The sequence below is a fragment of the Herbaspirillum sp. WTB6 genome, assembly GCF_057457785.1.
In genome coordinates, this window is record NZ_CP176522.1 from 892981 (window position 1) to 905544 (window position 12564).

Annotated in this window: 13 protein-coding genes and 1 tRNA gene; 7 read left to right on the forward strand and 7 right to left on the reverse strand. The window is 62.6% G+C overall.

Going from position 1 to position 12564, the window contains the following annotated elements:
* Positions 1–40: 40 nt before the first annotated feature.
* Complete coding sequence (locus ACK2VC_RS04090; protein ID WP_486732323.1) at positions 41–2878, reverse strand: adenosylcobalamin-dependent ribonucleoside-diphosphate reductase; 2838 nt, start codon at positions 2876–2878, stop codon at positions 41–43.
* Between the two features lie 302 nt (positions 2879–3180).
* Positions 3181–4578, reverse strand: coding sequence for an oxygen-independent coproporphyrinogen III oxidase (hemN, locus tag ACK2VC_RS04095; protein ID WP_486732324.1), 1398 nt, complete (start codon positions 4576–4578; stop codon positions 3181–3183).
* On the opposite strand from hemN, the gene ACK2VC_RS04100 reads away from it, so the two are divergent.
* A complete protein-coding gene (locus ACK2VC_RS04100) occupies positions 4577–4768 on the forward strand; it encodes a hypothetical protein (RefSeq protein WP_486732325.1) in 192 nt (63 codons plus the stop codon). The two genes, hemN and ACK2VC_RS04100, sit on opposite strands and share 2 nt — an antisense overlap.
* Positions 4769–5044: 276 nt before the next feature.
* On the opposite strand, the gene ACK2VC_RS04105 is transcribed toward ACK2VC_RS04100, so the two are convergent.
* Positions 5045–5953 carry a formylglycine-generating enzyme family protein gene (locus ACK2VC_RS04105; RefSeq protein WP_486733165.1) on the reverse strand — a complete coding sequence of 303 codons (909 nt, stop codon included), beginning with the start codon at positions 5951–5953 and terminating at the stop codon, positions 5045–5047.
* A gap of 218 nt (positions 5954–6171) precedes the next feature.
* Here ACK2VC_RS04105 and ACK2VC_RS04110 point away from each other — a divergent pair, with 218 nt between their 5' ends.
* Positions 6172–6471, forward strand: coding sequence for an acylphosphatase (locus ACK2VC_RS04110; RefSeq protein ID WP_486732326.1), 300 nt, complete (start codon positions 6172–6174; stop codon positions 6469–6471).
* 158 nt (positions 6472–6629) lie between these two features.
* On the opposite strand, the gene ACK2VC_RS04115 is transcribed toward ACK2VC_RS04110, so the two are convergent.
* Positions 6630–6706 (reverse strand) — tRNA-Val (locus ACK2VC_RS04115).
* Positions 6707–6938: 232 nt separating this feature from the next.
* On the opposite strand from ACK2VC_RS04115, the gene ACK2VC_RS04120 reads away from it, so the two are divergent.
* Complete coding sequence (locus tag ACK2VC_RS04120; protein WP_486732327.1) at positions 6939–7865, forward strand: CysB family HTH-type transcriptional regulator; 927 nt, start codon at positions 6939–6941, stop codon at positions 7863–7865.
* A gap of 57 nt (positions 7866–7922) precedes the next feature.
* Here ACK2VC_RS04120 and trxC read toward each other — a convergent pair whose 3' ends face one another.
* The 3 genes from trxC to ACK2VC_RS04135 all read right to left on the reverse strand — a co-directional run bounded on the left by trxC (position 7923) and on the right by ACK2VC_RS04135 (position 9839).
* On the reverse strand, positions 7923–8357 hold the full coding sequence (gene trxC, locus ACK2VC_RS04125; protein WP_486732328.1) for a thioredoxin TrxC: 435 nt from the start codon (positions 8355–8357) through the stop codon (positions 7923–7925).
* Between the two features lie 197 nt (positions 8358–8554).
* Positions 8555–9379, reverse strand: a complete 825-nt coding sequence (locus ACK2VC_RS04130; protein WP_486732329.1) for an alpha/beta fold hydrolase — start codon at positions 9377–9379, stop codon at positions 8555–8557.
* A complete protein-coding gene (locus ACK2VC_RS04135; RefSeq protein ID WP_486732330.1) occupies positions 9360–9839 on the reverse strand; it encodes a flavodoxin domain-containing protein in 480 nt (159 codons plus the stop codon). Before ACK2VC_RS04135 ends, ACK2VC_RS04130 begins: the two co-directional genes overlap by 20 nt.
* A 188-nt stretch (positions 9840–10027) precedes the next feature.
* Here ACK2VC_RS04135 and ACK2VC_RS04140 point away from each other — a divergent pair, with 188 nt between their 5' ends.
* The 4 genes from ACK2VC_RS04140 to ACK2VC_RS04155 all read left to right on the forward strand — a co-directional run bounded on the left by ACK2VC_RS04140 (position 10028) and on the right by ACK2VC_RS04155 (position 12554).
* Positions 10028–10774, forward strand: coding sequence for an SDR family NAD(P)-dependent oxidoreductase (locus ACK2VC_RS04140; RefSeq protein ID WP_486732331.1), 747 nt, complete (start codon positions 10028–10030; stop codon positions 10772–10774).
* A 128-nt stretch (positions 10775–10902) separates the two neighbouring features.
* Positions 10903–11337 (forward strand): tol-pal system-associated acyl-CoA thioesterase, encoded by a 435-nt coding sequence (gene ybgC / locus ACK2VC_RS04145; protein ID WP_486732332.1) that lies wholly within the window; start codon positions 10903–10905, stop codon positions 11335–11337.
* Between the two features lie 75 nt (positions 11338–11412).
* Complete coding sequence (gene tolQ / locus ACK2VC_RS04150) at positions 11413–12111, forward strand: protein TolQ (RefSeq protein ID WP_486732333.1); 699 nt, start codon at positions 11413–11415, stop codon at positions 12109–12111.
* Positions 12111–12554: a biopolymer transporter ExbD gene (locus tag ACK2VC_RS04155; RefSeq protein ID WP_486732334.1), complete on the forward strand. Its 444-nt coding sequence runs from the start codon at positions 12111–12113 to the stop codon at positions 12552–12554. Before tolQ ends, ACK2VC_RS04155 begins: the two co-directional genes overlap by 1 nt.
* The last annotated feature ends 10 nt before the right edge of the window (positions 12555–12564 follow it).

Below are 12564 nucleotides of genomic sequence, written 5' to 3' on the forward strand. Positions count from 1 at the left end.
ACGCCGGCGGCCGGATGCGTCCGGCCGCCGACAACTGCCATCAGCCGCAACTGCCGATCGCGCCGCAGGAAGTGCAGAAATCGCAGCCGTCCTTGCGGATCACTGTATGGTTGCCACATTCGCGGCACTGGCGGCCGCGCATGACGGTGCTAACCGTGCGCCCCGGCTCGCCAGCCACCACCCCCATCGACTGCACCGGCACCCCGCTTTCGGTCAGGATGCCGAGCATCGCATAGCGGTGGATCACCAGTTGCGCGATATAGGCGACGGTGGACGGATAGCTGGCCTGCTTTTCGCTGCCCGGCACGCGCGCCAAAAAGTCGCCGCGCGGCTCGGCGTAGTTCAGCAGCTTGCGCAGCTTCATGCCGATCCAGGCCGGGTCGATCACCCGCATGTCGAGCGAGAGCAGCTTGCACAGGCCGTCCAGTGCCGGCGGGTGGCCGCCGGTCAGCCACACACTATAAGGGCGACGGCTGCCATCCGGCATCTGCAGCTCCTTCAGCATCAGCACGAAATCGTCCTCGGTGGCCGGGTTGCGTACATCCGCCACCCAGGCCAGCGTGCCATCGGTGCCGGTTTTCGGCTCGCGCTTGGCAAACAGCGCGTCCAGCACCGGTGCCGGATCGCCCTCGTGCAAATCGAGCGCGCCCAACTGGTGATAACGCCATTCGACCAGCCGCGCCAGCGCCGCGGTGGCGCTCGGCACCTGCACCCGCTCGCCATTCGGCGGCATCGGCATTTCGAACGGATCGCCATAAGCCTTGGCCAGCATCGTTAGCTTGTTGCGTAGCCAGCCGCGGTCGTTGGCGCGCATGTCGGTCGACAGCGTCTTGGCGATCGCATCCAGGCCGCGCGGCGGCTGCCCGCCCAGCACCCAGACTTCGAACGGCACGCCGCCCTGGTCGGACACCGCAACGGCGAAATCGCCCTGCGGCGTGCGGATGGTTTCGCTGATCCAGCCGGTGGCGCCGGCCGGCAGGCCGGGGCGCGACGGCCAGCGCAGCGACGCCAGCGGCGGCGACATGGTCAGCTCGGTCAGCACCAGCCGCTTGTCCTGCTCGGACAGCGTGATCGGCTGCGGCGCGTTGTCGGCGGCAGGCACCGACAGCACCGCGCCCAGCACATTGTTGGGACGGTAGGTGGTGATGCCTTTCAAGCCCTTGTGCCAGGCCTGCAGATACAGGTCGCGGAAGTCGTCGTACGGATAATCCTCCGGCACGTTCACGGTTTTTGAAATCGCGGCGTCGACGTAGGGCGCCACCGCGGCGATCATCAGCATGTGGTCGGTGGCCGAGATTTCCAGCGCCGAAACGAAGGTGGGCGGCAACTGCTCGACGTCATGCCCGAGCGCGCGATATACGCGGTAGGCGTGGTCCTCGACCGTGTAATCCTTCTTGCTGCCGTCGGCCATCCGCTTGACGCGGTTGTAGAACCAGGAGAACGCCGGTTCGATGCCGTTCGAGGCGTTGTCGGCGAAGGCCAGCGAAATGGTGCCGGTCGGCGCGATCGAGGTCAGGTGCGAATTGCGGATGCCGTGCTGGCGGATCTGTTCCTTCAGCGCATCCGGCAGGCGCTGCGCAAAGCCGCCTTGCAGGTATTTTTCCGCGTCCAGCAACGGGAAGGCGCCGCGTTCGCGCGCCAATTGCACCGACGCCGCGTACGAGGCGTCGCGCATTTCGCGCGCCACTTCGGCCGCCAGTTCACGTCCCTGCTCCGAGTCGTAGCGCACGCCGAGCATGATCAGCGCGTCGCCCAGGCCGGTGAAGCCCAAGCCGATGCGGCGCTTGGCGGCGGCTTCGCGCGCCTGCTCTTCCAGCGGCCACTTGGTGGCGGTCAGCACGTTGTCCAGCATGCGCACCGCGATGCCGGCGACGCGTCCCAGCTTGGCGAAATCGAAGCGGGCCTCGGGCGTAAACGGCGCCTCGACGCAGGCCACCAGGTTGATGCTGCCGAGGCAGCAGCAGCCATAGTCCGGCAACGGCTGCTCGCCGCACGGATTGGTGGCTTCGATCACTTCGCAGTAGCCGAGATTGTTTTCGGCATTCATGCGGTCCATGTACAGCACGCCCGGCTCGGCCGCGGCGTAAGTGCTTTGCATGATCAGGTCCCACACTTCGCGCGCCTTGACCGTCTTGTACACCCATTTGCCGTCATCCCGCAGATAGGCGCCGGCGCGCTTCAAGTCGTCGTTCGGCTGCGCCACGTGCGCCAGCTCGAAACTGCCGTCGGCTTCCACCGCGCGCATGAAGGCGTCCGACATGCCGACCGAGACGTTGAAGTTGTTCAGTTGCCCCTTTTCCTGCTTGACCGTGATGAATTCGACAATATCCGGATGCTCGACGTTCAAGACCGCCATCTGCGCGCCGCGCCGGGCGCCGGCCGACTCCACCGTTTCGCAGGAGCGGTCGAACACGCGCATGTAGGAAATCGGGCCGGAGGCGCTGCTGCCGGTGCCCTTGACCCGCGCTCCCTTGGGCCGGATCGCGGAAAAGTTGTAGCCGACGCCACCGCCGCGGCGCATGGTTTCGGCGGCCTGTGCCAGCGCGGTGTAGATGCCGGGCTTGCCTTCGATCGCTTCGGTGATCGAGTCGCCGACCGGCTGCACGAAGCAGTTGATCAGCGTGGTCTGCAGGCCGGTGCCGGCGGCGGAAGCGATGCGGCCGGCCGGGATGAAGCCGTTTTGCATCGCCCACAGGAATTCCTCGCTGTACTTCTTGCGGGTTTTCGGCGCTTCGACCTCGGCCAGCGCACCGGCCACCCGCGCCAGCACTTCATCGATGCTGGTTTCGCCATCCTTGGCGTATTTCTCCAGCAGTACTTCGCGTGAAATTTCTTGTGGCAATGCCAGCGCGATGGCCGCGCTTTCCAGTTTTTGCATAGTGATCTCCTCGAGATGTTGGTCCGGACTGCCGCCATTGATGCGCGCAATGCAGCGCAGGCGGCGTCCGAAAATAAGTTTTTACCGCTCTAGGTGATTCGGGTTCGCATTCGGGTGCAACGCCAGTCCTGCCTGGATCACATACTCCCTAAGACACATGCCTGCCGCGCGCGAAAAATGGCAGATTTACCAATATACCCATTGACATTCAAGAATTATGTCGCCCTCGGTGGGGTTCGGCATGCTTACTATAGTAAACAATTCCGGGCGCGCCGTCTCCTGCTATACCCACAATATATAGTCTAAATCAGCTTTGAATAACTTGATGTAGTAGGTTGGCGCAAATATTTATCAAATACCAGGCCGACGCCGCGCACGAACAGGCGCCCCTTGGCCGAGACGACGATGGCCTGCGCCGTGATGTCGATCAGGCCGGCTTCCTGATACTGCCGCAGGCGCGCCAGCTCGGGTGCAAAATATTCAACGAAATCAATCCCATAGCGCTGATTGATTGGCGCAAACCGCACCGGCCCGCCGCACATCACTTCCATAATCACCTGCCGCCGCAGGACGTCGTCCTGGCTCAGCTCATAGCCTTTTTCGGTTGGCAGGTGGCCCTCGTCCAGATGCTGGTAATAGCCCTTGATGCTGTGCGACGACTGGCTGTAGGAATCCCCCACCTTGCTGATCGAGGACATGCCGAAGGCCACCAGGTCGCACTCGGCGCGCGTGGTGTAGCCCTGGAAATTGCGGTGCAGCGTGCCGTTTTCGCGCGCCACGTTCAGCTCGTCATCCGGCTTGGCGAAATGGTCGAGGCCGATGTAGCGGTAGCCGGCGTCCAGCAGACGCCGCATCGACATCAGGAAGATCTGCAGCCGCGCCTCGGCGCTCGGCAGGTCGGCGGCGACGATCAGCCGCTGGCCCTTGAAGCGGTTCGGCAGGTGCGCATAGTTGTAGAGCGCGATGCGGTCCGGCGCCAGTTCGATCAGCTGGTCCAATGTGCGGTCGAAGCTGGCCAGGGTCTGCTTCGGCAGGCCGTAGATCAGGTCGGCATTGATCGACTGGAAACCGTTCTGGCGGCTGGCGACGATCGCGGTTTCCACCATCTCGCGCGGCTGGATGCGGTTGACCGCCTCCTGCACCGCCGGATCGAAATCCTGCACGCCGAAGCTGGTGCGGTTGAAGCCGAGCTCGGCCAGCAGTGCCAGCGTGTCGTGGTTGACGGTGCGCGGATCGATCTCGATCCCGAGCTCGGCGTCCGGCGTGAAGTTGAAATGGCCTCGCAGCATTGCCATCAGTTGCCGCAGCTCGTCGGCCGAGAGGAAGGTCGGCGTGCCGCCGCCGAAATGCAGCTGCACCGTCTCGCGCTCGGGTCCGAGATGCCCGGCCACCATCGCCATCTCCTTGTCCAGATAATGCAGGTACTCGGCGACCTTGCTGTGATCCTTGGTGATGATCTTGTTGCAGGCGCAGAAATAGCAGAGCGACTCGCAAAACGGCAGGTGCACGTACACCGACAGCGGCGGATTGCCGCTGCGCCCGGCGCGCTGTTCCAGGTAGCGGATCGTGTCCGGTTCGCCGAAATCGGTGCGGAACCGATCCGCGGTCGGATACGAGGTATAGCGCGGCCCGAGGGTATCGAAGCGGCGGATCAGCTCTTCGGAAATTTCGATGTCTGGCACGGTGGCAGTGGTATTCATGGATTCAATCTCGGGTAATGTGCACGATTGCACGTATTCCGGAAGCAATATTCAAGGCGGGGCAAATTGGATGGAATTCCGTCTGGTGGCGCACGGCACCGGTCAGGGCGAAGCATGCTGGCCGATGCCGCCCGTGTGGAGTGTCCGCCATCACGGCATTGTCGGCCGAAACAAGCCAAAAATTACATGATGCAAGTCAACGAAACATCTGCCACCCAGCATTCTACTGAAGCCGGCGGCCGGAATCGGCCGAGCGGATCACGAAATTCGCATACTCCACAACATATAACAAATGTTCGCCCATAAAAACTCATGGTTTTTAATATACTCTTGCATGTTACGAAAATGAGTGGGGCTTTTTGGGACCCGCGACGGCATCCAGTCGAGGCCTTCCGGCAATGGCCCGGAACAATCGAATCACATCTCAAATTTCGCCAAACCTAGAGCAATTAGCGGCCATTTTCGCCTAATACGCATCTAACTCCACTTCCCGTACCAGGCGCATCCCGACCAGCGTGTAGCGCGTATCCGGTGCATTCCAGTTGCGGTAAGACGAGCGCGCGTAAAACGGCCAGGTATGCCACGAGCCGCCGCGCCGGACCCGCACTCTGCCGGTTGCCGGCCCCGGCGGATCGTCGACCGGCGACCGCGCGTAATAGTCGTCCGCATGCCAATCCGCGCACCATTCCCAAGCGTTGCCGTGCATGTCATGCAGGCCGAACGCATTCGGCGCGAAACTGCCGACCGGCGCGGTAAAGGCAAAGCCATCGTGGCCGGAAAGCGCAAACGCCTGCCATTGCGGCCAGTTTATTTGCGCATCAGCGTCGAAAACATTCGCGACTGCCGGCAGCGATTCGGGATCGTCGCCGCTCGAGTAACGCGTCCTGCTGCCGGCGCGCGCCGCGTATTCCCACTCCGCCTCGCTTGGCAGCCGGTAGCGCCTGCCTTCCTGCGCGGAAAGCCATGCGCTCATGGCCAGCGCATCGTTCCAGGTCACATTCACCACCGGATGATCGTCTGCCTGCGGAAAACCCGGATTGCGCCAGGAATACTTCGGGTCGCGGCCTTCGAAGGCATCGCCGCGCACGGTTTTTTTCGAATCATATTCGGGATTAAAACCGTAGCCGCCGCTGCCGTCGGCTTCGGATTCCGGGACATAGCCCGACGCCTGCAGGAAGCGCCTGAACTGGGCGACCGTCACCTCGTGCTGCCCCATGTAGAAGGAACGGGTAATCCGCACCCGGTGCACCGGCGCCTCATCGCCCAGTTCGAGAAAACGTTTGCGCTCGTAGCGCGGATAGGCTTGCGCCAGCGCTTCGGGCGCTTCGTCGCTGCCCATCATGAATTCACCCGCCGGCACCAAGACAAATTTCATGCCGAGCGTGTTCTCGACGGCGGCTGGCGGCGCATGCTCCGAGCCCGCCCACGCCGCTTGATAATGCAGGAAAATCAGCAGCAGGATGATGGGATGTATCCGCATGGCGCCGTCGGGACTGGAAGTGCTGGGAAGCCGGATCTGCCCCGGCAGTATCGCCAGTGATGATACCAGCGTCAACCGCCCATTCACGATCCGCGCATCAAAGGAAAATCGGCATGGAAACCGGCATCAATGGGCGGCTGACCCGGCATTTGCGTATTACCGGCGTGGTGCAGGGTGTCGGTTATCGCGCCCAATTCGCCGCCCAAGCGCAGCGGCTCGGACTGGGCGGCTGGGTGCGCAATCGCAGCGACGGTTCGGTGGAAGCCACCGTTTGCGGCAGCATGGAGCGCGTCCGGCAAATTACCGAATGGGCGCGGCACGGGCCACGCGCGGCGCAGGTGCGTTCGATCCAAATCACGGATACCGAGGATATTGGCTGCGGCCCGGACTTCGATGTACGACCCACGGATTAAGCTGGCAGGAACGGGACAGACGGAGTGGGCTGACGGCGAGCCCCAAAGGGAAGCGGAAGAAAAAGAGAAAAGACCGCGCTTTTTTACTGAAAAATCATCATCGACAAATTCATCACTTCGAACTTGCCCCAGAACCCCCGCGCACGTGACGAGAATCCTGGTAGGCACGATTGGACTCGAACCAACGACCCCTACCATGTCAAGGTAGTGCTCTAACCAGCTGAGCTACGCGCCTGAAGAAGCGGGATTATAGCGGCAAATTTTCGTTTTTGCCAGCGATGGATAACTTATCTGCGCCAGCCGCCGCGGCAAGCGCCGCTCGCAGCCGTGCCGGGGTTCTATATACCCTTGGCGCTTATGGAAATGAAAAAAGATTCGTTTTCTTTATAACGGCCTGATGCAATCATCCGGTCTTGCAATTGGATTGGCCATCAGAAAGAGGACGCCATGTCGTCGGTAATTTCCGCATGAACTTTCAGCAACTCCGTTCGATCCGGGAAGCGGCGCGACGCGGCTATAACCTGACCGAGGTGGCGAATGCGCTATTCACCTCGCAACCGGGCATCAGCCGCCAGATCCGCGAGTTGGAGGACGAGCTCGGCGTTGCCATCTTCGAGCGCAACGGTAAGCGGCTGACCGGCCTGACCGAGCCGGGCGCGGAAATCCTGCAGATCGTCGACAAACTGCTGATCGAGGCCGAGAACCTGAACCAGGCCGCGCGCGAATATGCCGGCCGCAGCATCGGCACACTGAACATCGCCACCACCCACACCCAGGCGCGCTATGTGCTGCCGCAGGTGATCCAGTCCTTTCGTGCGCGTTTTCCCCAGGTGCGGGTCGCGCTGCAGCAAAGTTCGCCGGAACATATCGCCGACTGGGTGATTTCGGGCAAGGCCGATATCGGCATCGCCACCGAAGGCCTGTCGCAGTTCAAGGAACTGTCGTCATTCGCCTGCTACCAATGGCACCATACGCTGGTGGTGCCCGACGGCCATCCGCTGCTGCAACTGGCACAAGTGGAACTGGCCGACATCGCGCGCTACCCGCTGATCACCTACGACCTCGGATTCACCGGCCGCAGCCATATCGACAACGCCTTTGCCGGCGCCGGCATCGTGCCGGATATCGTGCTGACAGCGATGGATTCGGACGTGATCAAGACTTACGTGCGCCTCGACTTGGGTGTCGGCATCGTTGCCTCGATGGCGTTCGAGCCGCAGCGCGACGGCGGCCTGCGCTGCATCGACGCCGCGCATTGCTTCGACCACAACATCACGCGGATAGCCTTGCGCCGCGGCGCCTACGTGCGCGCCTATTCGTATGCCTTCATTGAAATGTTTGCGCCGCACCTGCGGCCGGAGGCGGTGCGCAAAGCGCACGCGGAGCCGGAATGATGCGGTGGCTGGCGGCCGCCGGCCTGTTGATGCGCAGCAGCCAAGCGCCGTATCGCTTCAGGCGTGGGCTTCTGCCCACGCCACGATTCCGGCTTCGTTCATGGCCCCCGCCTGGCGCGCCACTTCGCGTCCGTTCTTGAACAAGGCCAGCGTCGGAATGCTGCGGATCGCATGGCGCGCCGCCAGCTCTTGCGCCTCTTCTGTATTCAGCTTGGCGACCCGCAAGCGCGGCTCCAGCCGCCGCACCGCCTGCGCATAGGCCGGCGCCATGATCTGGCAGGGGGCGCACCAGGGCGCCCAGAAATCCACCAGCACCGGGATCTCATTGCGTGTGATATGGCGCATGAATCGGGCACCATCCAACTCGAGCGCCTGCCCGCTGAACAGCGCCTTGCCGCATTTTCCGCAGACCGGCCCATCCTTCAACTTGGCCGCTGGCACGCGGTTCACCGCGTCGCAATGCGGGCAGACAATGTGTAGGGAATCAGTCATGTTGTCGTAGGGTCAGGTAATGGATTGCGATCTGCGTGCCGGCGCGCAACTCGTCGACGCGGCCAGCGCCCGCGCCAATTGTCGCGCCCGCAGATGGCTGATTGTGCCACTTTTGCCAGGCGGCGCGCTACGCCGCCGATTCGTCAGACTTTGCGCAGGCCAGTGCATGAAATCGACCTGGCGCAACGGCTTTATCGTCAGGCGCGATCGTTCTGCGGCAGACCCGCGAGAAAGGCGGCCACGGCATCCACCACCGTCTGCGGCTGGTCGCGTTGCGGACTGTGCCCGCAAGCCGCCAGCTTGCAAAGCGTAACCACACTGTGACGTGCATGGGCGGCGATGCCATCGATCTGCAGCATGGTCCCGTATTCATCCTCTTCGCCCTGGATCGCAAGGACCGGGCAGCGGATCGTAGCCAGCAGCGGCTCGATATTCCAGTGGCGAAATGCGGGGTCGAGCCAGATGTCATTCCAGCCCCAAAATACCGAATCGGGATCATCGTGATAGCGCGCCAGCTTGCCGCGCATGCCGGTGCCGCGCCACGCCTGGCGCGCCGCTTCGATGCCGGCGATGGTGATGTCCTCGACCACGATATGCGGCGCCAGCGCGATCACGCCGGCGACGCGCTGCGGATAGGTGGCGGCGTGGATCAGCGCAATCGAGGCGCCGTCGCTATGGCCGAACAGGATCGGATCGCGAATTTGCAACTGCTCGCACAGCGCCGGCAACACGGCGGTCGCTTCCGTATGCAGATAATCGACCGCGCGCGGCCCCCGCAGCGGCTGCGAGCGGCCGTAGCCAAGGCGCGAGTATACGAGGCCGCGGCAATTCACGGCATCGCACAGGGTTTGCGGGAAATCGCGCCACATCGCGATCGAGCCCAGGCCTTCGTGCAGAAACACCAGCCATGGGCGATCGGTGCGCTCGGCGCGAATCTGCAAGATTTCAAGCCGGTGGGCACCGACGGCAACCCAGGAATGCATCGGCACGCCCATGGCCGTCTCAGTGCTGGGCGGCGGCACACTCGGCCAGCAGCGGCCGCAGCCAATCCATGCATGCCTCTTCCGGCAGTGCGTCGCCGCTGGCGTCGTGCACGAAAGTGGCGATCAGGCGCGTTGCGCCCAGCGACTCCAGCGCGGCATCGAATTTTTTGCCACCATAGCCGAAAGTTTCGGGATAGGCGTGGTCGCCCAGACCAAACACCGCGTAGCGCACCGCCGACAGATCCGGCTTTTCCGTCATCAAGCTGGCATACAGCGCTTGCGCGTTGTCCGGCACGTCGCCACTGCCATAGGTGGAACAGCAGATGATGAAACGGCCCGGGCGCTGGAACACCGCGGGCGTGGCGTCGGCCATGTCGAGCTGGGTCACCTTGGCACCGCCCTGCTCCAGCGCATAGCCGATTTCTTCGGCAACCAGTTCGGCGGTGCCGGTCATGGTGCCGACCAGGATGGTGTACAACAGCGGCGAAGGACTATCCATAAAAACCATCTCGATGCGGGGCTGAAACGAAAAACAGCCCGATTGACATTGTGCGCCGCAGGCCGACTGGCGCGCGGCCCCGTATTTTGCCTGAAATGGGGAGCGCACACGGCAACGCCGATCCGCATGCCGGGTTTGGACTACAATTTCGGCATTCCCGCAATCAACCAGACAGAAGGTGGACTTTCATGATCGTTTTGATTACCGGCGCGACATCTGGCTTCGGCGCCGAAATGGCGCGCAAATTCGCTCAAAATGGCCATAAAGTGATTGCCACCGGGCGCCGCATGGAGCGCCTCGAACAACTCGCGGCGCAATTCGGCGGGCAGATCCTGCCGATCGTGCTGGACGTCGCCAGCAAGGCCTCGATCGACACCGCGCTGGCCGCGCTGCCCGCCGAATGGCGGGAAATCGATGTCCTGATCAACAACGCCGGGCTGGCGCTCGGCATCGAACCGGCCCAGCAGGCCGCGCTCGAAGACTGGGAAACCATGATCGACACCAATTGCAAGGGACTGGTGACGATGACGCGGCGGCTGCTGCCGGCCATGGTGGCACGCGGCAGCGGACTGGTGATCAACATCGGCTCGACCGCCGGCGCCTACCCGTACCCGGGCGGCAACGTATATGGCGCGACCAAGGCCTTCGTCGATCAATTCACGCTGAATTTGCGCGCCGACCTGGTCGGCACCGGCGTGCGTGCCACCAATATCGCGCCCGGACTGGTCGGCGGCACCGAGTTCTCCAATGTCCGGCTGAAGGGCAATGACGCCGCTGCGGCCAAGGTGTATGAAGGCACGGTCGCGCTGAATTCGGGCGACATCGCCGAAACCGCCTACTGGATCGCTACCCTGCCGCCGCACGTCAACATCAACTACATCGAGATGATGCCGACCTGCCAGGGATTTTCGCCGTTCACGATCAAGCGCAACTAGTCCTGGTAGCCGTAAATCCTGTCCGTCTTTCAATACTGATAGTAGTATTTTTAAACTCGCTGGAATATACTGCCGAAACAGGCGAAAAATACCTATACCCCTGCATTACCACATCATAGATAGGTACGATGGTTTCCGATTTCAGCTGGACAGTCCGCATCTATTACGAAGACACCGACGCCGGCGGCATCGTGTTTTATGCCAACTACCTGAAATTTTTCGAACGGGCGCGCACCGAATGGCTGCGCGCCGCCGGGATCGGCCAGCAGGCGATGGCGCAAACCGAACGCGTGACCTTCGTGGTCAAGAGCAGCGCGCTCGATTATCACGCGCCGGCGCGGCTGGATGATGAACTGAAACTGACGCTTGCGGTCGAACGGCTGGGCCGTGCTTCAGTGCAATTTTTCCAACAAGCATGGCGCGTTGGCGATACGCCGGAATTGCTGGCCAGCGGCCGCATCAAGGTCGGCTGCGTCAACCTGACGACGTTTCGTCCGGCGCCGCTGCCACCGGCGGTGCTGGCCCGGATCGAACGCTATCAGGCTGCCGCCACGCCGCCGTAAGGTTGGCCGCCGCAGCCGGGCCGGCAAGGCTTTAAGAATATAATTACGCGCAATCGACTTGACGACAACACCTACATGACAGTCACCCAGGATCTCTCCTTCCTCTCCCTCATCACCAACGCATCCCTGCTCGTTCAACTGGTCATGGCGCTCCTTATGACCGTCTCGGTGATCAGCTGGACTTACATCTTCCGCAAAATGTTTGCCATCCGCAGCGCGCAAACGCAAACCGAGGAATTCGAGCGCGCCTTCTGGTCCGGCGGCAACCTCGCCACGCTCTACCAGGACGCGTCCTCCAACCGCCGCAAAAGCAGCGGCGACAGCGGCGCGCTGGAACGGATTTTCGAGGCTGGCATGGCTGAATTCAGCAAGACGCGCGCCGCCAACCACAAGGAGCGGATGGACGTCAACACCATGCTGGACGGCGCCCGCCGCGCCATGCGCGCCGCCTACCAGCGCGAGATGGATGCGCTGGAGGCGCACCTGGCCTACCTGGCTTCGGTCGGCTCGGTGTCGCCGTATGTCGGCCTGTTCGGCACCGTGTGGGGCATCATGAATGCCTTTCGCGGGCTGGCCAATGTGCAGCAGGCGACGCTGGCGGCGGTTGCGCCCGGCATCGCGGAGGCGCTGATCGCCACCGCGATCGGCCTGTTCGCGGCGATTCCGGCGGTGGTCGCCTACAATCGCTACTCGCACGATATCGATCGCCTCGCAATCCGCTTCGAAAGCTTTATCGAAGAATTCTCCAACATCTTGCAACGGCAGGCAGGCTGATGGCCAGTTCCTTTTCCGGTTCGATGCGCGGCGGGCGCACGCGCAAGTTCAAATCCGAGATCAACGTCGTGCCGTACATCGACGTGATGCTGGTGCTGCTGGTGATCTTCATGGTGGCCGCGCCAATCACCAACCCGGGCGTGATCGACCTGCCGACGGCCGCCAAGTCGAACCTGCCGCCGACGGAATACATCGAGATCGGACTGAAAGCCGACACCACGGCCACCATCGCCGTACGCGGCCGAACGGGCGGTGGCGGCAGCGCGGAAACCGTCGGCGGCCGCGCCAGCCTGATGCAAAAACTGGAGCAACTGCACGCCGACCAGCCGGGTTTGCCGCTGATGATTTCAGCCAGCAAGGACATCAAGTACGAAGAGGTGATCCGTACCATCTCGGACGCCAAAAAACTCGGCATCGAACGCGTGGGACTCGCTACCAAGTGAGCACAGCTTT

Excerpts from the sequence above, each read along its gene's own strand:
- ACK2VC_RS04090 (WP_486732323.1), bottom strand. The coding sequence starts at position 2,878 with ATGCAAAAACTGGAAAGCGCGGCCATCGCGCTGGCATTGCCACAAGAA.
- ACK2VC_RS04100 (WP_486732325.1), top strand. The coding sequence starts at position 4,577 with ATGGATTCAATCTCGGGTAATGTGCACGATTGCACGTATTCCGGAAGC.
- hemN (WP_486732324.1), bottom strand. The coding sequence starts at position 4,578 with ATGAATACCACTGCCACCGTGCCAGACATCGAAATTTCCGAAGAGCTG.
- ACK2VC_RS04105 (WP_486733165.1), bottom strand. The coding sequence starts at position 5,953 with ATGAAATTTGTCTTGGTGCCGGCGGGTGAATTCATGATGGGCAGCGAC.
- ACK2VC_RS04110 (WP_486732326.1), top strand. The coding sequence starts at position 6,172 with ATGGAAACCGGCATCAATGGGCGGCTGACCCGGCATTTGCGTATTACC.
- ACK2VC_RS04120 (WP_486732327.1), top strand. The coding sequence starts at position 6,939 with ATGAACTTTCAGCAACTCCGTTCGATCCGGGAAGCGGCGCGACGCGGC.
- trxC (WP_486732328.1), bottom strand. The coding sequence starts at position 8,357 with ATGACTGATTCCCTACACATTGTCTGCCCGCATTGCGACGCGGTGAAC.
- ACK2VC_RS04135 (WP_486732330.1), bottom strand. The coding sequence starts at position 9,839 with ATGGATAGTCCTTCGCCGCTGTTGTACACCATCCTGGTCGGCACCATG.
- ACK2VC_RS04140 (WP_486732331.1), top strand. The coding sequence starts at position 10,028 with ATGATCGTTTTGATTACCGGCGCGACATCTGGCTTCGGCGCCGAAATG.
- ybgC (WP_486732332.1), top strand. The coding sequence starts at position 10,903 with ATGGTTTCCGATTTCAGCTGGACAGTCCGCATCTATTACGAAGACACC.
- tolQ (WP_486732333.1), top strand. The coding sequence starts at position 11,413 with ATGACAGTCACCCAGGATCTCTCCTTCCTCTCCCTCATCACCAACGCA.
- ACK2VC_RS04155 (WP_486732334.1), top strand. The coding sequence starts at position 12,111 with ATGGCCAGTTCCTTTTCCGGTTCGATGCGCGGCGGGCGCACGCGCAAG.